The following is a 22,949-nucleotide window of genomic DNA, read 5'->3' on the forward strand; positions in this document are numbered from 1 at the left end:
ATGTACAGCGAATTAGGAGGTAAAGTTCTGTAAATTAGATTAATTTTGCCCTGAATTTGATAAAACATAAATAAGTACTGTTTTTTGCAATAAAGAAATGCGGAATGACTTTCAAATTGTTTGACAGTTTATTAATTTTGTAGTCAATCCGTTATATACTATAGACGGACTATTTAAAAGTAACTAAAAAAGGTTGAATGGATTTTGGGTATTATACCTCAAATCAATTTACCTACTATATAAAAAATGAAACAAGTATATCTTGATAATGCAGCTACTACATCTCTAAGACCAGAGGTAATTGCTGAAATGATCAAAGTGCTTTCTGAAGAATACGGAAATCCATCCTCAACTTATGCTGTGGGAAGAAGAGCAAAATCGTTGATTGAAGCTTCAAGAAAGAGTATTGCCAAACAATTAAATGTTTCGTCTTCGGAAATAATTTTTATTTCTTGCGGTACAGAAGCCAATAATTGGATTATTCGTTCGGCTGTACGTGATTTAAAAGTACAGCGAATCATTACTTCAAAAATGGAACATCACGCTGTTTTATATGCAGCCAAACAGATGGAGAAGGAATACAACATTGATTTGGAGTTTGTAAACATCTTGCCTAATAGTGAGATTGACTATAATCAACTCGAAGCAATGTTAGCGGATGAAGTGCCAACTTTAGTGAGCTTAATGCATGTAAATAATGAAGTGGGTACCGAATTGGATTTGCAGAGAGTTGCGGATTTATGTCAAAAACATCAGGCCTTATTTCATTGCGATACCGTTCAGTCTGTAGGTAAAATTGAAATGGATTTAAAAAGTATTCCGGTCGATTTTATAGTGGCAAGTGCACATAAGTTTCACGGACCTAAAGGAATTGGATTTGCTTTTATACGTAAGAATAACGTTTTAAAGCCGATGATTTTTGGAGGTGAACAAGAAAAAGGTATGCGTGCCGGTACAGAAGCTGTACATCAAGTAGTTGGTATGGCTAAGGCTTTTGAGATTTCTTATGAGAAATTGGACTTAGAACGCCAACACATTCAGAATATAAAAACATATTGCCAAACCAAGCTTATGGAAGTTTTTCCCGAAGTCAAGTTTAACGGCAATCAAATAGGATTTTACAATATAGTAAACGTATCATTACCGCTTTCAGAAGAGAAAGCAGCCATGATGTTGTTTCAATTGGACATGAAAGGAATTGCGGTTTCTCGTGGAAGTGCTTGTCAATCAGGTAGTCAAAAACCATCACATGTATTGTCGGAGTTCTTAAGTGAGACCGAATTGAAAAAACCGAGCTTAAGAGTGTCTTTTAGTCATGAAACGACTGAGGAAGATATCGATATATTAATCGAGGTTTTACAAGGAGTATAACATAGAAATCTACTGTTTAACAGTAGATTTTTTGTTGCTTTTAGTCAAAAAAAATAACTACAGAGTAAAATCTTCTTTTTTTAAAGGGATTGTTTTACTTCTATATAAGCAGTAAATTTGCACAAACAACACACTTTTTATGAATTCTAATAATAGATATGCGCTTCGCGGAGTTTCTGCTGATAAAGAAGACGTTCACAATGCGATTAAAAATATTGATAAAGGGCTTTTTCCAAAAGCTTTTTGTAAAATTGTTCCCGATCATTTAACGGGCGATGAAGACTATTGTCTAATTATGCACGCAGATGGAGCAGGGACCAAATCGTCTTTAGCTTATACCTATTGGAAGGAAACTGGAGATTTGTCAGTATGGAAAGGTATCGCACAAGATGCGTTGATTATGAATATAGACGACTTACTCTGTGTAGGAGCAACGGATCATATTCTTTTATCATCTACTATAGGAAGAAATAAGAATTTGGTGCCTGGTGAAGTCATTTCGGCTATTATCAATGGGACCGAAAGTTTAATTGAAGATTTAAAAAATTTCGGAGTTACCATCCATTCTACTGGAGGAGAGACGGCTGATGTGGGCGATATTGTACGAACCATTATTGTGGACTCTACGGTTACCGCTCGTATGAAACGAAGTGATGTTATAGACAATGCCAATATCAAAGCCGGCGATGTCATCGTAGGATTAGAATCATTTGGTCAAGCCAGTTACGAAAGCGAATACAACGGAGGAATGGGTAGTAACGGATTAACCTCGGCTCGTCATGATGTGTTTGATCATTATTTGGCAAAAAAATATCCGGAGAGCTTTGATCCTTCCGTACCAGAAAGTCTGGTATATTCAGGTAAAATGAAATTACAAGATAGCGTAGAAAATTCGCCCATAAATGCTGGAAAGTTGGTCTTATCTCCAACCCGTACTTACGCGCCAATTATCAAACGCATATTAAGTCAGTTCAATGCCGAGCAAATTCACGGAATGGTACATTGCAGTGGAGGTGCTCAAACCAAAATACTACACTTTATCGATGCCCTTCATATCGTTAAGGATAACCTATTTCCCGTACCACCCTTGTTTAAATTGATACAAGAACAATCCCAAACCGATTGGCAAGAAATGTATCGCGTTTTCAATTGTGGACACCGTATGGAATTGTATGTCAGCCCAGAAGTTGCTCAAGATATTATTGAGATCAGCAAATCATTTAACGTGAACGCGCAGCTTATCGGAAGAGTAGAAAACGCTGATTCTAAGAAATTGACCATTTCTTCAGAATACGGAACCTTTATTTACGAATAAGGTGTCTCGCGTATTAGCCATCGATTTTGGTAAAAAGAGAACCGGTATTGCAGTAACCGATGATTTCCGTATGATAGCTTCGGGTTTAACTACTGTAGCAACCCCGGATTTATTGGCTTTTTTAAAAGATTATTTTTCAAAGGAAAACGTGGAAATTGTAATTTTTGGTGAACCCAAACGCATGAACAACGAACCTTCGGAAATTGCGCCTTTAATTGAAAAATTCATCGAAAAATTCAGCCTTGCTTTTCCAACTATGAAAGTAGAACGAATGGACGAACGATTTACCTCAAAAATGGCATTTCAAACTATGATTGATAGTGGTTTGAAGAAAAAACAACGTCAAAATAAGGCCTTGGTAGATGAGATTGCAGCAACAATCATACTGCAAGATTATCTTGGAAAAAAATAAAACAGTAAATTTTTCTGCAAACAATAATAAAAATATTTTTGTTTAAACAGATCAATTGAAAAACGATTAACTTTGCTAAAAATAATTTTATTGCGATGTCAACTATACAGAAATCAGAAGCAGATGTTGTTTTAATAGGTGCTGGTATCATGAGTGCTACACTCGGTATCTTATTAAAAGAACTCGAGCCCAATCTTACAATCGATATTATTGAAAGGCTTGATGTAGCTGCGGCAGAGAGTTCCGATGCTTGGAATAATGCCGGAACAGGACACGCTGCGTTTTGTGAATTAAATTATACACCCCAAAGAGAAGACGGTACTATTGATGCCAGTAAGGCTGTTGATATCGTCGAATCTTTTGAATTGTCTAGGCAGTTTTGGACGTATTTGACTCAGAAAGGAGTGTTGACAAATCCTAAAAACTTTATACATGCCGTTCCGCATATGAGTTTTGTATGGGGCGACGATAACGTTGCTTTCTTAAAAAAGCGCTATGAAGAATTGCAAAAGTTCCCCTTGTTTCAAGACATGGAATTTAGCGATAAAATAGAGCAAATAAAGGAATGGGCACCTTTATTGATGAATGAACGCGACTTAAATACTTCTTATGCCGCTACGGCTATGAAGTTTGGTACAGACGTCAATTTTGGAGTATTAACTCGCGAGTTGTTTGCTTATCTACAAACTTTGGATGGTGTAAATATGCACTTTAATACCAAAGTTCAAAACCTTAAAAAACAAGAAGACGGACGTTGGAGGGTATCGGCTAAACAAGTAGATACCAATGAGAAATCGAGAATTAAAGCTAAATTTGTCTTTATTGGAGCAGGTGGAGGATCTATTCTATTGTTGGAAAAAGCCGATATTCCAGAAGGAAAGGGTTTTGGAGGTTTTCCAGTAGGAGGACAATGGTTAAAATGTACCAATCAAGAGGTGATTGATCAACATTTTGCCAAGGTTTATGGTAAAGCTTCTGTAGGTGCACCACCGATGTCTGTTCCTCATATAGACACGCGTTTCATTGACGGTAAAAGAGCCTTGTTGTTTGGTCCTTATGCCGGATTTTCAACAAAATTCTTAAAAAACGGTTCTTATTTGGATTTGTTTGAATCAATCAAACTCAACAACATCAAACCGATGTTGGGAGCAGGGTTAAAGAACATTCCCTTGACAAAATACTTAATTGGACAGGTTTTGCAATCAGACGAAAATCGATTAGAAGCCTTAAGAGAATATATGCCTGCAGCGCGACAAGAAGATTGGACTCTAGAAGTAGCAGGTCAACGCGTTCAAGTAATTAAAAAAGATGCCGACGGAAAAGGCGTTTTACAGTTTGGTACCGAAGTAGTAAGTGCTGCAGACGGGTCTATTGCGGCTTTATTAGGAGCCTCTCCTGGAGCCTCAACCGCTACATCAATCATGTTTACTTTGCTTGAAAAATGTTTCCCTGACCGATTTGCCTCTGAGGCTTGGCAAACCAAAATGAAAACGATGGTGCCTTCTTTTGGATTACTCTTAAATGAGCACCCCGAATTGGCGAAGGAATTAAGACTTAAAACTGCCGAAGTTTTAAATTTATATCCTTATAATAAATAAAACTAAAGCAGTGATGTATAGTGTAAAAAGGCTGTTTCAAATTTTGAAACAGCCTTTTTATATTTAGAAGACCGGTTTACCGCTTGTTGAGATAGGTAGCCAAGGCATCGGACAATTCATTTTCTCTAGAAAAGTATTCTTCGTCCTCAGACACGGCTGCTTCGGTGGAATGTTGGTATATTTTCCAGCGTTTTTTGTTGTATTCCAAAGCTGTTAAATTTTCAATCCAATCGCCCGAGTTGAGGTATGTAATATTCCCTTTAGCGTTGCGAACCGTTTTTATTTTGGGTTCGTGTATGTGTCCGCATATCACATAATCATATTGGTTATCAATTCCTAAATCGGTGGCGGTTTTTTCGAAATCTCCAATAAATTTAACCGCTTTTTTAACGCTGGCTTTGATGCGTTTGGAAAGTGAATACGGCTCTTTGTTGAGTTTGATTAGAAACCAATTGATCAATCGATTCAGTAATATTAAGTAATCGTATCCCTTACTACCTAGTTTGGCAATCCATTTGGCGTGTTGTACAGAAGAATCAAAAACATCTCCGTGAAAAACCCATGCTTTTTTACCGTCTATTTCCAACACCAACTTATCGACTAAAGCAATGTTGCCCAATTGAAAATCACTGAATTTCCGAAGCATTTCGTCGTGATTTCCCGTAATATAATATACTTTTGTTCCTTTAGAAGCCAAATCAATTATTTTTTTGATGACCTTTAGATGGGATTTGGGAAAATATGATTTTCGAAATTGCCAGATATCGATTAAGTCGCCATTTAAAATAAGGATTTTGGGTTTAATGGATTGTAAGTAACTGAGTAATTCTTTGGCATGACAACCGTATGTTCCCAAATGAACATCGGATATAACGACCATTTCTAAGAGTCTTTTTTTCAATGGATCAGTTTTTATTATAACAAATAAAAGCTTCTTAGTTCAAACTAGCGTTAATGGAAAGTTATGGAATTATTAGGAATTTTGAGTAAGCAAGACAAATGTAGTGGTGGCATAAATGAATTAAAATAAGAAATATTATGGCAGGTAATTCATACGGTAATAGGTTTAGGGTAAGTACTTTTGGTGAATCGCATGGTGAATCAATTGGAGGAGTAATCGATGGTTGTCCTCCAAATATAGTCTTGGATATGGAATTTATTCAAAGTGAATTAGATCGTAGAAAACCGGGACAATCAAAAATAGTAACCCAGCGTAAAGAAAGCGATAAGGTTCAGTTTTTATCGGGTATTTTTGACGGAAAAACCACGGGAACACCGATAGGTTTTATCATTAAAAACGAAAATTCTAAATCTGATGATTACGCGCATATCAAAGATGTTTTTCGTCCGAGTCATGCCGATTATGTATATCAGCAAAAATACGGTATTCGAGATTACCGTGGTGGTGGACGCAGTTCTGCCCGGGAAACCGCTTGCAGGGTGGTGGCCGGTGCAGTGGCAAAACAACTTTTAAAAGACATCAAAATAACGGCCTATGTTTCTGCAGTAGGTGATTTAGAGCTTAAAGTTCCATATACCGAATTGGATTTTGCCAATATAGAACGGAATCCCGTTCGTTGTCCCGATTTAACAATGGCCTTGGAAATGGAAAATCTAATTAAATCGGTTAAAAAGGATGGAGATACAATAGGAGGTATTATTAGCTGTGTGATACAAAATGTTCCCGTGGGAATTGGAGAACCCGTGTTTGATCGATTGGATGCCGAATTAGCCAAAGCCATGATGTCGATTAATGCCGTAAAGGGCGTAGAAATCGGAAGTGGATTTGCTGGTTCTCAGTGGCGAGGTAGCCAGCACAATGATCAAATCCTTCCGGGTGGTAAAACGCTTACCAACCATGCAGGAGGAATAGTGGGAGGGATCAGTAACGGTATGGATATTTATTTGCGTGTGGCCTTTAAACCTGTCGCAACCTTGATGAAAGATCAAGAGTCCATAGATATAAATAACAATAAGGTGGTGGTTTCTGGTAAAGGACGGCATGATGCTTGTGTGGTGCCACGAGCCGTACCTATAGTGGAGGCTATGGCTGCTTTAGTTTTAGCCGATTTTATTTTATAAGGAGATATGGGCTTTTTATAGAGGGCATTTTGGATTGAACTGAATTTAACAAGAGGCTGTCTTTTTAAGACAGCCTCTTGTTGTTTTACAGCCATGCGCCTCCTTATTTTAGTTTTTTTTAGCTGACATTGAATGTTAAACTATTTTAATTTGAATAGAAAATTTTAATACCAAGTCGGATTTTTTTATTTATTTAAAAAAATTATCTTGTTTTTAAAATGATGTTTTGTTAATGTTTGGTGATTTTAATTGAGTATAATTTGCTTTTTTATGCTTTTTTATGTAATTTAATTATATAAAGATAGTGTTTTTGTAATTATTTTTTTTTAGGTTTGATAATAACTTTTAAAATTATTAAATATGAAATTAAAATTACTTGTATTGTTTTTTATGCTGAGCTTTATGGAAATGAAGGCTCAAGAGGGGGTTCAGACCCTGTTCGAAGATGATTTCGAATCTTACGACAATTTTGCTATTGCGGATATAGGACAATGGACACTAAGAGATGTCGATAATTTGCCTACCTATGGCTTTCCCGGTATCGAATTCCCAAATATGACACAGCCGCTTTCATTTATTGTATTTAATTCTGGAGCAACTACGCCAGCAATCCCGTGGAATAATTGGGATGCTTACAGTGGTGAAAAAGTTATGGCTGCATTTGCCGCCGTTCCTGAAGATTCTCTTGGAAATGATGATTGGTTGATATCTCCTAAAATACGCTTGCTGGATTACCAGAATAAAGTAAGTTTCTTTGCGAAATCTTCAACTGTTGTTGATGGTGCAGATCGATTTAAAGTAGGGGTTTCAACAACAGATACAGAAGTAAGTAGTTTTACTGTAATCTCTGAAGGAGCTTATGTAGAAACTACCGAAGAATGGATAGAATATTCTTATGACTTGAATCAATATGCAGGTCAAGATGTTTATATCTCTATAAATTGTGTTTCCTTCGATGCTTTCACTTTTCTGGTTGATGATTTTAAAGTTGTTGGTTCGGAAACTGCCAGTATAAATAAAGCCTTAGCTTCTCAATTTTTGCTGTTTCCAAATCCAACTATCAATAAGGTTAACTTGACCAATTCCGGAAATATTTTGGTTTCCAAAGTGGATGTAAGGGATTTAAACGGCAGAACGGTTCAATCTTTTGATTTCAATTCGGAACCGTCTTTAGAAATAGACGTGTCGCAATTGCAAGCAGGAGTTTATTTGTTGCATATCACCACTAACGAAGGTTTCTTAACAAAGAAAATCATTAAAAAATAAGGGAAGCACATGTAAAATCACAAATATTTTTATGACGAAAGAGGTGTCTATGTAGGTTACCTCTTTCTTTTTGTAGAAGCAATTTTATTCAATCTACTGCAAAAGTTTATTTAATCATTACATTCCATCATTAACAAATCTCCCGTTTTATACGTAATTTTCACTATACCGTCCTTTTGCACACTATTGCTACTACCGGTTCGGTAGCCCAAAATTAGGCTTTCATCTGCTAAGGGATAATCGAGGTTTTCGGTAACAATACCCGTCACGGTTCCCACAGGTATTAGTGATATAGGCGTTTGTGCAGTATACCATTTTTCAAAGTGATTGGGTAGGCGATATACCTTGGAATAATCGTCGAGAATTACAATCTTTAATTGATCACTGTAGCGAACCATATTGGTTAAATTAGAAATCGTATGGTCCATTCTACGTCCCGTTCCCCAAAGTACATTAGCACTGGGAATACCTCGTGCAATTAAGTATTGAAAAGCTTTTTCTAAATCGGTAGAATTTTGATCCTCTATCCGAATAATCTCTAACGGATATTGGTATTCCAAATAGGTTTCAGGAGTGTAACCGTGATCGAAATCTCCGAGTAACACATCTACCTTAATTCCCAGTTTCATAACCCGCTCCATAGCGGCATCTAATACTATAATTAACGGCGACCATTCTAAGAGTTGCCCCATGAGCTCCGAACTACAGGCTTCGCCATTCGCGATAATTAAAGCAGGCTCTTGATCGTCTCGTACAATATGATGTGATGACATGGTTTTAAACTAAGGGTTAGACCGACAAATTTAAAATTTATAATCTATATAAATTCCTATAGGGCTCGATTAGTTTGTTTTTAAATGAGAATTAATTGCTACAATTGATTTATATTTGACTTTTATAAAAACTTCAAAACAAAAAGTTATGAATCTATCACAAGAGCAATGGTGGGAAAATTTTCAACAAGATGAAAATGCAGTTATTTTAGATGTGAGAACTATAGATGAATTCGAAGAAATAGCTATTCCAAATTCACTGAATATAGATATTTACAAAGGGCAGGAATTCTTAGATGAAGTCAATAAATTAGATAAAGACAAAAGTTATTATGTGTATTGTAAGGCAGGTGGACGTAGTAATCAAGCCTGTTTATTGATGAATCAATTGGGTTTTGATAAAACCTTTAACCTCTTAGGGGGCATTACAGAATGGACAGGTCCAATTGTAGAAGAATAAAGGTGTTTAAAATAATCGTTTTTACTATTGAAAAGAAACACTAAATAGTGGATAAATATAAAAAAGGGCTCCTAGGAGCCCTTTTTTATGGAAGTTGTTGGTAGTATTTTTTCTTTAATTGCTCGGCAATCGATTGGTAATAGGCCGTTGCGCGATCGACCTGTTGTTGGTCTATAGTTTTTACAGCTGTCAAAGGTATTTTTACCTCTTGTGGATTTGTAGATTCAAAATGGAATTGCTGTATTTTTTGTGTGGGCGATAATATAGTTAACATATTATTGCTGATAAAACCCATATCTTGATAAGTCGCGATAAAGGCTCTAGGGGAATAGCTTGGTTTTAATACATCTTGCCCATAAAATTTAGAGCTATAATCGAAGTTGAGCAATCCAAACAACGTTGGCATTAAATCGATTTGTGAAATCAAAGTTGCATTTTGTTGAGGACTGATAAAACCTGGGGCGTATATCATCGCTGGAATTCTATATTTATCCAACGGCAATTCTGTTTTACCAGCACTAGAAGCACAGTGGTCAGAAACAATAACAAAAACAGTATGGGCAAACCAAGCTTGTTTTTGAGCCTGCTTAAAAAACTGTTTTAATGCATAATCAGTGTATTTAACGCCACCATCTCTTGATTTGGATTGTGGATCGATATCTATTTTGTTCGCAGGATACGTGTACGGACGGTGATTACTCACTGTCATGATGTGATTAAAAAAAGGAACTCCCGATTGGTATTCTTGATTCATCACTTGAATCGCTTTAAGATACATGTCTTCATCGCAAACGCCCCAAATGTTTTTAAAGCTAATTTCTTCGGGCGTAAAACTGGATTTGTCGACAATATCAAAATTATTATGGGAGAAAAATTCCTGCATATTGTCAAAATAAGCATCGCCACCATAAAGGTATTTTACTTGATAGCCCTTTTGTTTAAAGACATTTGCTGTCGAAAACTTATTTTTGTTGTCTTTGCGTTTGACTACACTTTCTCCAGGTGATGGGGGTATAGATAAAGTGACGGCTTCTAATCCTCTAACCGTTCTATTTCCAGTTGCATAGGTATTGGTAAAAAATAAACTCTGTTGTGCTAGGGAATCTAAAAAGGGAGTCAGTTGTTTTTCATTGCCATAATAGCTCATAAAATCAGCACTTAAACTCTCTATAGTGATTAAAACCACATTCTTTTTTAACTCCAGTGAATCACTGCTGATGGAACGCAATAGTGATTTACCCTTGTAGCCGGGATAATCGTCCCGAAGTATGGATACCATTTTGTCTTCGGATAAAACGGGAAAAAACTTAAAGTAATCCAATTCACTATGGTTAAAAGCTTGGTAAAATTTATAGGTTCCATTTGCTTGAATTTCGTTGGTAAATACATTGGAAGCATTTTCCAAGTTACTGAGCTTCGGCAGGCTGTAAATAGCTAAAAAAACAAGTAGTAGATAACTAATACTACAAAGCAATTTACTGGGAAAATTCATTAATTTACGGAGGTTTTTATAGGTCTTTCTATAGATAAAAACCGCCATGGTTAAGGTTAATACTCCAACACCTATAAATAGTGGAACAACCGGATAGGATTCCAGGATGTTTCCAATTACGGTATTGGTATATACCAGATAATCTACCGCTATAAAATTGTATCTCAATCCAAATTCATTCCAAAAAAAGTACTCACTTACCGTGTTTTGAATCAGCAAAAGCGAAAATAAGGCTAGGGAAAAAAAGTAAATAACTTGACGAATTTGTAGTCGATTTCTAGGGAAAAACAGGCAGATACCAAAACAAAAAACTTTTATAGCTAAAAAAGCTTGTGCAATTTCAGGTATAGAGCCGCCATATTCATTGAGTATCGTATTAAAAAAAACAATGTAAATGAGTAAGGCAACCAACGACCCAAAGATGATGTATCCCCATGGTTTAGTGTATTTTGAGTTGGATAAGAAAAGGTAATACAAGCCAAAGAGTGCATAACTTAAGATAAAAACAAAAAAGTCGTTGACCGCTCCTATGGAAAACATTTTGCACCATTCCATAAATGTAAAGGATGAAGTGGTGATGGGGTGAAAAACAAAAACCAATCTCAACAGGAGATTTAATATCAAATAACAAGTTAATAGGTACTTGAACGGTTTGAAAAACGATAAATTTAACATCATAATTAATAGTAATAAAATGCAATAATACAATTGTTATAGAAATGTTCGTTTCAAATATGAAAATATTATCTTTGCGAATTCAATTTAATTGAGTTTTAACTCGAATCGTTTTTATGAAGCACATCCATTTTATTGTAAATCCCATTTCCGGAAAGGGTAAACACGATATTTGTGAAAAGTTATTGTTGCAATTTTTTCCGCAGAAAGACTATAAAGTGGTCATTCATTTTTCTCAATATAAAAAGCATGCAATAGAATTAACGCAACAAGCCATACTGCTAGCGCCTGATGTGATTGTCGCTTGTGGTGGAGATGGAACCATTCATGAAGTAGCTGCGCAATTGGTCAATACCGATATCGCATTGGGCATTATCCCGGTGGGTTCAGGAAATGGCTTGGCATCGAATTTAGAAATTTCTAAAACGGTCGAAGCGGCTATGGAGAATATCAGAAAGGGCCACGTAAAAAATATCGATGTGGGAAAAATTAATCACAAGTATTTTTTCAGCAATATGGGATTTGGAATCGATGCTACTATAATTGAGAATTACGAAAAGTCGGGTTCTCGCAAATTGCTATCATATCTAAAAGCAGCGATACAATCGGCAAAGAAATTTGAGTTTAAAAATATGCAATTGTGTATAGCAGGACAGTCTAAGAACATCAAACCGTTGTTGTTGTTCATTTCTAATTCCAACGAAATGGGTTATTCGATGACGCTAACTCCAAAAGCGAGTTTACAAGACGGGCTTTTAGATATATTGATGGTTCCCAAAATAAACACCATCCAAAAATTGTATTTTGGATTGTTGGTCTTACTTAAAAAAACCGATAGTTTTGCTAAGGCAGAATGGACTCAAGTGGCAGAATTGGAAGTTACTATTGCTGATTTTGAAACCAATGTAATTCAGTTAGATGGGGAATATTATTTATTTAAAGAAAACAAATTCAGAATAGAGGTACTACCAAGTGCATTAAAAGTATTGTGTTAAGGACAATGAAATGATGAAAATTCTAATAGTTGAAGACGAAATAGGAATTACCAATTTTTTAAAACAGGGATTGGAGGAGGAAGGTTATACGGTTATGGTGGCTGCTAACGGTAGTAGTGGGAAAGACCTGTATGACCAAAATGCCTTTGATTTGTGTTTATTGGATTGGATGTTGCCCAAAATGTCTGGATTAGAATTGTGTCGTTATATACGAAGTCAAGATGCCTTAATACCCATTCTCTTTCTAACGGCGAAAGATACCGTAGCTGAAACCATTACGGGATTGCGAGCCGGAGCTAATGATTATATTAAAAAACCCTTTAGTTTTGAAGAATTGCTTGAACGAATTAAGATACACTTTAGAGTTTCTGATGTTCCTGAGTTATTGAAGTGGAGCGATGTGGTATTAGATTTAAATCAGTATCAAGTCTTTAAAGCGGATAAGGAAATTTCTTTTACTCCAAGGGAATTTGAATTTCTAAAGTTTTTAATCGAAAATAAAGGCAAGATTTGTACGCGAAATCAAATTATTGACGCGGTATGGCAAACGAGTTTTGAATACGATACAGGAGTCATTGATGTCTTTATGAACGCCATTCGAAAAAAATTAAAACTTAAAAAAGACGATGCCCGCTTAAAAACGATACGCGGCGTAGGATTTTTACTCAACGATTAAGCGGCAGGTGAATTCACAACTGCCGCTGCTGTTTTATCTTCTATAAGTATATTCTCTATCGACTATTAAATTCTTTGAGATACGTTCTGCTTGTAAGGCGCGCAGTTCCACTCTTCTAATTTTACCGCTGATGGTTTTGGGTACTTCGGTTACAAATTCGATGAGTCGTGGCATTTTGTATGGTGCAATATGTTCTCTAGAAAAAGCAAACAGCTCGTCGGCCAATTCTTTGGAACCCAAACTCAAATCTTTGAGTACGACAAATGCTTTGACTTCAAAACCTTTTGCCTCATGAGGACTACCTATTACGGCCGATTCCAAAACCCTGCCGTGTTCCAGTAAGGCACTTTCTACTTCAAAGGGGCCTATGCGGTAGTCGGAAGACTTAATAACGTCGTCGTCTCTACCGATAAACCAAATATAACCGTCAGAATCTTTATAAGCTTTATCACCGGTAAAATAAACCCCATTGCGAAACACCTGTCTCTCCCGCTCTTTGTCGTATAAATAGCCTTTAAATAAGCCGTTTAGTCGTTCTGCACTAGTTTTTACACAGATGTTTCCCTCTTCATTGTCGGGTAAGCTATTTCCTTCATCGTCGGCAATCAGTATATCGTATAAAAAAGTGGGTTTTCCCATAGAACCCAGCTTAACTTTTTTTCCGGGTAAATTCGCAATCATACAAGTACTTTCCGTTTGTCCAAAACCATCGCGAATCAAGATTCCTGTACCCGCTTTCCATTGTTCAATGATTTCTGGATTCAGCGGCTCACCGGCAGCCACACATTGTCTAAACTTAAAAGCATACGACTTGAGGTCTTCTTGTATAAACAAACGCAATACAGTAGGTGGCGCGCATAGGGTGGTAATTTGATGTTTTTCGATCAGTTTTAGCGTTTTAGCGGCATTAAAACGTTCGGTGGTATGGTGTGCAAACACAGTCGCACCTACGTTCCACGGAGCAAACACACTGCTCCACGCAAATTTAGCCCAACCCGGTTGTGAAATGTTATAATGAATATCATCGGCGGTTAGTCCAATCCACGATGCAGTTGTCAAATGGCCTATGGGCTGACTCCAATGGGTATGACATACTATCTTGGGCAAATCGGTAGTTCCCGAAGTAAAAAAAAGAAACAGATTGTCATCGGGTTTAGTTTCAGCGGCTTCAGCTGTAATTGATTCTAAGGCAATCTCATCAAGCGATATCCACCCCTCGCGTTGACCGTCTGCGATGATTTTTACTGGGATTTTTCTCTCGCTAAGGCGTTCGGCTTCATCTATCTTTGCAGCATTGTCTAAATCGGCTATAATCACTTTTGGGAGGGTTTTTGAAAAGCGATACACCAAATCGTGTACTCCCAATATACTGGCAGCAGGGACCAACTGTAGTCCGCCTTTTATAGTCGCTAATATAGCAATCCAATTAATGGGTTGAAACATCATTTGTGTGAGCAATACATCGCCTTGCTCAATGCCCTTTTTGCGTAAAAAACACAACAATTGATTGTAACGATCCTGCAAATCTTTGAAAGAAAACGAAAGTGTTTCCCTTTCATCAGTCCACAACAAAGCGGTTTTATTTGGATGATTTTTTATATGCGTTGCTTCAAAAACCTCGCTAACCCAATTAAAGTGTTGAGGCTTATTTAATACTACACGACTTAATTCATCGTAATCTTGTCGTGCAATCAATTCACTGATTCTTGTAAAATAATTGGTCATAATCAATTTTAGGATAAACGGGTTGATAATGTGAATTATAAATATAGCGAATTCTTTTGTATTTATGTTTGCAGATTCGCGAATCTCGGAATCCACAAAAAAATGTACTTTTGTTTAAAATTCTTTTTTATGATTTCGTTGTCTATTAAAAATCGCATTGCGTTCTATTATATTTTGGGAACAGCTTTTTTAATACTGCTTATATTTATTGCCGTACATCAAATTGTGTCGATTACGTTAAATAAACATATCGATGATAACATACAGACTGAAGTATCCAAACATTTGTCGGAATACAAATATGTCAACGGTAAAATTGAATTGCTATACGAGGACGAATGGATGGAGCGAGAGCACAACGCCATTGATGTCAATCCGGTTTTTGTAGAATTTGTGTCGGCAGCGGGACAGCTATTTGAAAAATCGCCCAACCTAAAGGAGAAAGAATTGCTTTTCGATCAAGAGTTTACGGACGGCGATTTGTTCGATACGACTTTGGATCACCGTTTAATTAGACAAATACAAGTGCCGCTTTATGAAAATGATATTAAAGTAGGGTATTTATTAGTCGCCATGTCTCGGGAAAATGCGGTTATGGTAATCTTAAATCTCGAGCGAATTTTGCTGCTTGCCTATCCATTTGTATTGGTGGTTTTGTTTTTTTTGGCGCGAATCATAGCTGGAAAAAGCATACAACCCGTACAGAATATTATTAAAACTTCCAGACGTATATCGGAACGCAATTTATCGGAACGCGTGCCTTTACCGGAAAACAAGGACGAATTGTATGAGTTGACCTTGACCATCAATAACCTTATTGAACGCATTGAAAAAGCCTTGGAACGGGAAAAAGAATTTACTTCCCATGCTTCACACGAATTGCGAACCCCATTGGCGGTATTGCAAGGAACCCTAGAAGTATTGATACGCAAACCGAGAGAAGAGATAGAGTATCGCCAGAAAATTAATTTTTGCATTACAGAAATCAAACGAATGAATACCCTAGTTGATGATTTGCTGATGTTGGCCCGTATTGAAAATACGCAGAGTGAAATCAATATGGAATTATTGAATCTACAAGAATTATTTATAGAAGTCATCCAACGATTTGCTGTACCCATTCAACAAAACAATATTGAAGTACAAATGAACTCAAGTCAAATTGGTCGCGTATATACAGACAAACATTTGTTTTTGATGATATTGAATAACTTAATTTCAAATGCCATAAAATACAATGTTCAAAATGGGGCTCTTTTTGTAGATTTCACTGAAAGTGATGATCAAGTTGAAATTTCCATTTCAGATACGGGAATTGGTTTTTCTCAATGGGATGAAAATGAGGTTTTCAATCAATTTTTTCGCTCTCAAAATGCTAAAGATACACCGGTAAAAGGTACAGGTCTGGGATTGGCGATTGTAAAAAAACTGAGTGAGATATTAGCTATTCCTATCGAAATAAAAAGTATTTTAAATCAAGGAACTGTTGTAAGACTTATTCTAAATAAACGGATCTAAGACATTTCTAATCCATTCTTAAGTTTAGCTTAAGGAAACTGTCCAATATCGAAGGTAATTTTGTAAAAAAATAAACAATCATGTTGGAAGGAATGATCAAATTTAGCTTGAAAAACAAGCTTATAATTCTGCTTTTTACATTTGGACTTATCGGTTTTGGCATGTATTCAGTCACTCAATTATCGATTGGAGCTGTTCCCGATATTACCAATAATCAACTTCAAGTCATCACTACGTCTTCAACACTATCTACTCAAGATATAGAACAGTTTGTGACCTATCCTATAGAGATTCAAATGGCCAATTTACCGGGAATTAAGGAGGTGCGATCCATTTCCAAATTCGGATTGTCGGTAGTGACTTTGGTTTTTGATGAGAGCATGGGAACCTATTTACCTCGGCAATTAGTAGCGGAAAAAATTAAAATTGCTGCAGAAGAAATTCCAGAAGGATTTGGTAGTCCTGAAATAGGGCCTATAACCACGGGTTTAGGAGAAATATATCAATACACTTTAGAGGTGAAACCGGAATTTAAAGACCGGTATTCGACTTCTGATTTAAGAACGATTCAAGATTGGATTGTGCGTAGACAATTATCTGGGATACCTGGAGTTGTAGAGGTAAACACTTGGGGAGGTCATCTCAAGCAATATGAGGTAGCTATCAATACGGCAAAGCTCAAAGCGATGAATATATCGGTTAATGAGTTATTTACGGCATTGGAAGGTAATAATAGCATAGCTGGTGGCGCCTATATTGAGAAGGAAAATCAAAGTTTTTTTATTAGAGGGGAAGGAAAAATAACTTCTTTAGATGATATAAGAGCTATAGTGGTTAAAAATGAAAACAATTTACCCATTTTAGTCAATGATGTAGCTGTAGTACGCTTGGGGAGCGCCAATAGATTTGGTGCGATAACCGGGAATGGAGAAGGTGAAAAAGTACTGGGACAAATCATGATGATTAAAAACGGTAATTCTAAAAAAGTATTGACTGCGGTAAAAGATCGTGTTGCTGAGGTTCAAAGTCGCCTACCTGAGGGGGTTTATATCAATCCTTTTTTAGAACGTAGCGAATTGGTGGGTAAAACTACTTTTACCATTGCAGAAAACCTGATTTTAGGTTGTTTAATCGTCATCTTCGTCGTAGTCCTGTTACTTGGAAATTTACGTTCTGGGTTGGTTGTAGCTTCCGTGATACCCTTGTGTTTGTTATTTGCCATTTCGATGATGAACTTGTTTGATATCGATGCCAATCTAATGAGTATGGGAGCCATTGATTTTGGGATTATTATCGATGGAGCTGTAATTATCGTTGAATTTGTCGCCTTTAAAATTGTTAGTGGGGGCGCCGATTTAAGAACGATGACCAAGGCCGACCGGCAGCTTGCAATAGATGAAATTACTTTTAAGAGCACCAATAAAATGATGAATTCCGCCTTTTTTGGGCAATTGATTATATTGATTGTGTTTATTCCAATACTATCACTAACTGGCGTAGAAGGGAAAATGTTTAAACCGATGGCGATGACTTTTAGTTTCGCGCTTATTGGGGCGATGATTTTATGTTTGACCTATGTACCTGTGATTTCTTCGCTGGTTTTAAAACCAGTGGTAGAAAAGGAAAATTCTTTTTCCAAACGTCTAATTGCTCGCTTAATTTCTTGGTATCAACCGCTGATTGAATGGGCTTTAAAACACACCAAAGCCGTGTTAATTAGTTCGGGTTTGCTATTGGCAATAGCCGTGGTATTATTTACGAGAATGGGAGGAGAGTTTATTCCCAAGTTAGATGAAGGAGATTTTGTGATTCAGCCGGTTTTAAAAACGGGAACCTCACTCAGTAAAACGATAGAGACAACAACCAAAATAGAAAACATACTTCTGAAGAATTTCCCTGAAGTAGATCAAGTGGTTACGCGAATCGGTGCTGCTGAGGTTCCAACAGACCCCATGTCAATGGAAGAGACCGATGTCATTATAAAGCTACATCCTAAAGGGGAGTGGACTTCTGCTGCGACTAAGGATGAATTGGCTGATAAGATGAAAGCTGAAATTGAAAAGTATATTCCCAATATGGAAATTGAATTTACACAACCCATTGAAATGCGTTTTAATGAGCTGATATCAGGGTCCAGAGCCGATATTGCTATTAAAGTTTTTGGTGAGGATTTGGATGTGTTGAATAAAATGGCACATCAAATTCGAAATTCCATAGAAAAAATTCCAGGAGCAGCGGATATCATAGTCGAAAAAGTAGCGGGATTAAAACAAATGAGCGTGGTTTTTGACCGTCAGAAAATTGCTAGATACGGATTGAAAATTGCCGATGTAAATCAAACTATAGCCTTGGCTTTTGCGGGTAAACAAGTCGGAAATGTGTTTGAAGGAGAGCGCAAATTTGATTTGGTCGTTCGTTTGGATGAACAATATAAAAGGGGATTAGACGATTTAAAGAGCTTGTATATCACCATTCCTTCGGGACAGCAAATTCCATTAGAAGAAGTCGCTCATATTAGTTATACCGAAGGGCCAGCCCAAATATCGAGAGAAAACACCAAAAGACGTATAGTAGTAGGGGTAAATGTACGTAATCGCGATTTACAGAGCGTCATTGAAGATATCCAACAGAAGTTGGGAACGGAATTGCAGATGCCTGCGGGATATTCCATTGAATACGGCGGACAATTTAAAAATTTGCAAAGTGCAAAAGATCGCTTGATGATTGCGGTGCCTATAGCTTTATTATTGATTTTTTTACTGCTGTATTTTGCCTTTCATTCCATTCAAGAAGCCCTTATGGTTTATACAGCTATACCGCTTTCTGCTGTGGGAGGAGTATTGTTTTTATGGATGCGCGATTTGCCTTTTAGCATTTCTGCCGGAGTGGGTTTTATAGCTTTATTTGGTATCGCGGTACTCAATGGAATTGTATTGGTAGAACACTTTAATGAATTGACCAAAGCGGGAATGAAAAATATTGATGAATTGATTATTAAGGGAACTACCGATCGATTAAGACCCGTATTGTTAACCGCTTCTGCGGCAGCTTTAGGGTTTTTACCAATGGCTATATCGAGTTCTGCTGGTGCGGAAGTACAACGCCCGTTGGCAACAGTAGTAATAGGGGGGCTTTTTACAGCTACTATATTAACCATGTTGGTGTTGCCTGTATTGTATAAATTACTCAGACAAAATCAGTTGAAAAAACAAAAAACACACGCCTTACCCACCTTAATCTTAATTTGTTTGTTGGGAATGGGAACAACGATGTCGGCTCAAGAGCCAACAGAATTAGAACAATTTATCGCTACGGCACAAAAAAACAATAAAGGTGTTCTGGCCTTGGATAAAAAAACGGCTCGCGCTAAGGCAGAAATCAAGACAGCGTATAGCATTGAAAAAACTAATGTATATTACAGTTTTGACGAAAACAACAAAGCGGATAACGACAAGGCATTACGCGTTTTTGGAGTAGAGCAAAAGATAAGTTTTCCGACCGTGTATCACGCCAAGAAAAAATTGGTACAGGCTAATTATAGCGTAGAAGATGCACAATCAAACTGGGATAAAACTAAAATATCGTATGGGGTTTCAAATAGTTATTATCAAGTGATCTATCTAAAAAACAGAGTTGCCTTATTACAGCAGTTAGACAGTTTATATCAAAACTTTTCATACGCCAGTCAACGGAAATTTGAATTGGGAGAAACCAACTATTTGGAAAAGATAACCTCACAAGCCAAATACCAACAGGTTAAAGTACAATTGAATCAATTAAAAAAAGAATTGCAAATGGAGAACTTACGTTTGCAAGCATTAGTTCAAGATCCTGATTCCATTGAAGTAAACAAAAGTCACTTGGAGTGGGAATTTAATATAGAAGATCAAGCGATACAGCAACAATACCAACAATTGTTAGAAGCCAAATCGGGGCAATGGTCTGCTACTATAAAACAAAACAGACAAGCTTATATGCCCGATTTGACCTTAGAATACTTTCAGGGAACCAACAAACACTTGCCTCAAGCCATGTCAGGTTTTCAAATTGGTTTGGCAATTCCGCTGTTTTATGGCGAGACTAAAGCGCAGTTAAAAGCTTCAAAACTCGCAGCGGAAGGCTGGGAACTGGAACGGGAGAATCTACAAATCGGTATGGAGCAATTTGTCAAAAATCAACAAATGGAGATTGTTAAGGCTAAAGAGGGGATGGATTATTTTAAATCTTTTGGCAAACAAATGGCAGATGAGTTGTTTAAGGTTGGGGCTATGAGTTATCAAAACGGCGCCATTGATTTCTTTCAATACATAAGCAGTATTGAAAATGCTTTAGCCTTGCGACAAGAATACCTGGAAAATCAATTGCTTTATATACAAGCCAATCTTAATCTTTACTATTTAAACTACTAATATGATCAATAGAAATATAATATTATTCGGATTTTTGACTTTGTTTATTTCGTGTAATAAAGTCGCGACTAAAGAAGAGCAGCCTTTAGAAAAATTAGCTGCGGATGAGCGTTTAATCACCCCAGATCAATTTAAATCGATAGGAATGAAGTTTGACACCTTGAGTATGTATAACTTTAACGATGAGGTAGCAGCTACAGGGCAAATCGATGTAGCACCTCAGTATAAAGCTAAGGTTAATGCCATGTTGGGAGGATATGTCAAATCGATATTTGTAACAGAAGGACAGCAAGTGAAGCAAGGACAAGTGGTTGTTCAAATGGAAAACCCTGACTTAATTGACATTCAAAAAGATTATTTGGAAACCTATGAGCAAATAGGGTATTTAAAGTCGGAATTTGAACGGCAAAAAATGTTGTTTGACGAGCGCATTGCCTCACAAAAGAACTTTTTACAAGCGCAAAGTGATTATAGAACGGCCCAAGCGAAATTAAAAAGTGTTGCAGCCAAGTTAATGTTGTTAAATGTAGATTTAAAAGCTGTAGCTAAAGGGCAGTTTTCATCAAAAGTATCTTTGGTTGCGCCGATTTCAGGAACGGTAAATCAAGTAACCGCAGCGATTGGAATGTTTGTTTCTCCCGAAGTATCCATGATTGAAATTGTAGATACTCGTGCCATGCAATTAAACCTAAAAATATTTGAAAAGGATATCGATAAAATTAAGTTAAACCAGGCTTTGGTGTTTAATATTACTGAAGCCGCTTCTAAACCCTTTTCGGCTACTGTATTTTCAATAGGTAAGACCATAGATGAAGCCAATAGAACGGTATCTGTAGTGGCGCATTTTCCCAAGGAATTTCAAGAAGGGGTATATTGTGGGATGTTTGCCGAGGCAAAAATCGCCATTTCCCAAAAACAAGCTTTGGGAATTCCATCAAAAGCCGTGGTGACAGAGGAAGATAAAAGTTTTATTTTTATTTTGGAACGAGAGCTTGGGGAAAATATCATATTGCGAAAAATACAAGTAGAAATTTTATTAAAAAACGAAAAATATATAGAAATTTCTGCCAAAGACTTGAAAAATAACACAAAAATACTTGTTAATGGTGTATATGACATAAATGATGTGGCGGGTTAAATCGGCTGTTTTTGGCATAATTATATTAATTAATTCTTAAAAAATAAAATATTGGATCTTTTGGTATATTCTTTGAATCTTATATTTATGAAAAGAAAAATTGAGTAATATGATATTAGCACTAACTATATCTTTGTTTCCGAGTTCAGGGATTGAACCAAACAATGAAAAACGCTCTAAGGATTCTAAAAAGAATGCGAAGGATAATGGTTCAAAGAAAAAGAATGAAGATGAGTCTTTTTTTAAAGCAGTGGGAAATGAGCCTTTTTGGAATATATCCATTAGTAAAAAAGGAATTATATATTCCGCAAACAAAGCAGATGAAACCATTGTCTTCCCTTATGTAGATGCGATACAAGTAGGAGAAACAAAAGTATATAAAACACATACCAAAAGAGAGGAAATTGAAATCGTAATTTACGAAGAATTGACTTCTGATATCTTTACAGGTTATGAGTATGACCATTCGATTGCGGTACATTTAAAGCGAAATATTCACAGTAATGAAGTCGCTTCGGATTTTGCTGGATATGGCTACTATATTTTTGACCCTAACCTTTCTGGTAGTTGGATTTTACAGTCCTTTGAAGATAAAAAAATTGAAGATTTAAATATTGATCAAATTCCATTAATCAATATTGATGTGAGTACAAAGAGTTTTTCGGGTAGTGGCGGAAATCATATTATTTATGGGGACTTGGCTTGTGAAGGGGATAGTATTCAATTTAAAAACATCATGGCTCCTGAAAAGGCAAGTGAAGAATTTTTAAAAGAAAGAGAACTTTTAAGTGTATTGGAGCATTCCAATAAGTTTAAATTAAAAGAAGATGAGTTGCAATTGTTTATCGATCATGAACGCAAAATGGTGTTTCGAAGAGATACTTATGTTTATCTGTAAATCAAACATACATTTTTAATATAAAAACAGGGGTTGTCTTTTTTGAGACAACCCCTGTTTTATTGTAGAAAGGCCTATTTTTTGATATGCCTATCAGCCCATCCGCCCATTTGCGTATTCGCCCATCCGCGTATCAGCGTATCAGC

The 22,949-nt window shown here is 36.5% G+C and carries 17 protein-coding genes; 13 read left to right on the top strand and 4 right to left on the bottom strand.

Annotation, left to right across the window (positions count from 1 at the left end; genetic code table 11):
- Window positions 1-246: 246 nt before the first annotated feature.
- The 4 genes from KO524_RS11175 (at window position 247) to KO524_RS11190 (ending at window position 4,696) form a co-directional block, all read left to right on the top strand.
- Window positions 247-1,371, top strand: a complete 1,125-nt coding sequence (locus KO524_RS11175) for a cysteine desulfurase family protein (protein ID WP_219294064.1) — start codon at window positions 247-249, stop codon at window positions 1,369-1,371.
- Window positions 1,372-1,510: 139 nt separating this feature from the next.
- A complete protein-coding gene (locus KO524_RS11180) occupies window positions 1,511-2,686 on the top strand; it encodes an AIR synthase related protein (protein ID WP_219294065.1) in 1,176 nt (391 codons plus the stop codon).
- Window position 2,687: 1 nt separating this feature from the next.
- Window positions 2,688-3,098 (top strand): Holliday junction resolvase RuvX, encoded by a 411-nt coding sequence (gene ruvX / locus KO524_RS11185; protein WP_219294067.1) that lies wholly within the window; start codon window positions 2,688-2,690, stop codon window positions 3,096-3,098.
- Between the two features lie 95 nt (window positions 3,099-3,193).
- Window positions 3,194-4,696: a malate:quinone oxidoreductase gene (locus KO524_RS11190; RefSeq protein WP_219294068.1), complete on the top strand. Its 1,503-nt coding sequence runs from the start codon at window positions 3,194-3,196 to the stop codon at window positions 4,694-4,696.
- A gap of 76 nt (window positions 4,697-4,772) precedes the next feature.
- Here the strand turns inward: KO524_RS11190 and KO524_RS11195 are convergent, their stop codons facing one another.
- A complete protein-coding gene (locus tag KO524_RS11195) occupies window positions 4,773-5,597 on the bottom strand; it encodes a UDP-2,3-diacylglucosamine diphosphatase (RefSeq protein WP_219294070.1) in 825 nt (274 codons plus the stop codon).
- A gap of 137 nt (window positions 5,598-5,734) precedes the next feature.
- On the opposite strand from KO524_RS11195, the gene aroC reads away from it, so the two are divergent.
- Both aroC and KO524_RS11205 read left to right on the top strand, forming a co-directional pair.
- Window positions 5,735-6,778: a chorismate synthase gene (aroC, locus tag KO524_RS11200; protein ID WP_219294072.1), complete on the top strand. Its 1,044-nt coding sequence runs from the start codon at window positions 5,735-5,737 to the stop codon at window positions 6,776-6,778.
- A gap of 360 nt (window positions 6,779-7,138) precedes the next feature.
- Window positions 7,139-8,044 (top strand): T9SS-dependent choice-of-anchor J family protein, encoded by a 906-nt coding sequence (locus KO524_RS11205; RefSeq protein WP_219294074.1) that lies wholly within the window; start codon window positions 7,139-7,141, stop codon window positions 8,042-8,044.
- 110 nt (window positions 8,045-8,154) lie between these two features.
- Here the strand turns inward: KO524_RS11205 and KO524_RS11210 are convergent, their stop codons facing one another.
- Window positions 8,155-8,817 carry a thiamine diphosphokinase gene (locus KO524_RS11210; protein WP_219294076.1) on the bottom strand — a complete coding sequence of 221 codons (663 nt, stop codon included), beginning with the start codon at window positions 8,815-8,817 and terminating at the stop codon, window positions 8,155-8,157.
- Window positions 8,818-8,965: 148 nt separating this feature from the next.
- Here KO524_RS11210 and KO524_RS11215 point away from each other — a divergent pair, with 148 nt between their 5' ends.
- A complete protein-coding gene (locus KO524_RS11215) occupies window positions 8,966-9,277 on the top strand; it encodes a rhodanese-like domain-containing protein (protein WP_219294078.1) in 312 nt (103 codons plus the stop codon).
- 85 nt (window positions 9,278-9,362) lie between these two features.
- Here the strand turns inward: KO524_RS11215 and KO524_RS11220 are convergent, their stop codons facing one another.
- Window positions 9,363-11,447 carry an LTA synthase family protein gene (locus KO524_RS11220; protein WP_219294080.1) on the bottom strand — a complete coding sequence of 695 codons (2,085 nt, stop codon included), beginning with the start codon at window positions 11,445-11,447 and terminating at the stop codon, window positions 9,363-9,365.
- A gap of 113 nt (window positions 11,448-11,560) precedes the next feature.
- On the opposite strand from KO524_RS11220, the gene KO524_RS11225 reads away from it, so the two are divergent.
- Window positions 11,561-12,439: a diacylglycerol kinase family protein gene (locus KO524_RS11225; protein WP_219294082.1), complete on the top strand. Its 879-nt coding sequence runs from the start codon at window positions 11,561-11,563 to the stop codon at window positions 12,437-12,439.
- 13 nt (window positions 12,440-12,452) lie between these two features.
- The gene (locus tag KO524_RS11230) at window positions 12,453-13,115 is read left to right on the top strand and encodes a response regulator transcription factor (RefSeq protein WP_219294126.1); all 663 of its coding nucleotides are present in this window, start codon (window positions 12,453-12,455) and stop codon (window positions 13,113-13,115) included.
- Between the two features lie 33 nt (window positions 13,116-13,148).
- Here the strand turns inward: KO524_RS11230 and KO524_RS11235 are convergent, their stop codons facing one another.
- The gene (locus tag KO524_RS11235; protein WP_219294084.1) at window positions 13,149-14,840 is read right to left on the bottom strand and encodes an acyl-CoA synthetase; all 1,692 of its coding nucleotides are present in this window, start codon (window positions 14,838-14,840) and stop codon (window positions 13,149-13,151) included.
- Between the two features lie 129 nt (window positions 14,841-14,969).
- Here KO524_RS11235 and KO524_RS11240 point away from each other — a divergent pair, with 129 nt between their 5' ends.
- The 4 genes from KO524_RS11240 (at window position 14,970) to KO524_RS11255 (ending at window position 22,803) form a co-directional block, all read left to right on the top strand.
- A complete protein-coding gene (locus KO524_RS11240) occupies window positions 14,970-16,358 on the top strand; it encodes a HAMP domain-containing sensor histidine kinase (protein ID WP_219294085.1) in 1,389 nt (462 codons plus the stop codon).
- 80 nt (window positions 16,359-16,438) lie between these two features.
- Window positions 16,439-20,767: a CusA/CzcA family heavy metal efflux RND transporter gene (locus tag KO524_RS11245; RefSeq protein ID WP_219294087.1), complete on the top strand. Its 4,329-nt coding sequence runs from the start codon at window positions 16,439-16,441 to the stop codon at window positions 20,765-20,767.
- A 1-nt stretch (window position 20,768) separates the two neighbouring features.
- On the top strand, window positions 20,769-21,905 hold the full coding sequence (locus KO524_RS11250; RefSeq protein WP_219294090.1) for an efflux RND transporter periplasmic adaptor subunit: 1,137 nt from the start codon (window positions 20,769-20,771) through the stop codon (window positions 21,903-21,905).
- 109 nt (window positions 21,906-22,014) lie between these two features.
- Window positions 22,015-22,803, top strand: coding sequence for an META domain-containing protein (locus KO524_RS11255; RefSeq protein ID WP_219294101.1), 789 nt, complete (start codon window positions 22,015-22,017; stop codon window positions 22,801-22,803).
- Window positions 22,804-22,949: the final 146 nt, after the last annotated feature.

It is taken from the genome of Flavobacterium sp. NKUCC04_CG (assembly GCF_019345525.1).
Lineage (GTDB): Bacteria > Bacteroidota > Bacteroidia > Flavobacteriales > Flavobacteriaceae > Flavobacterium.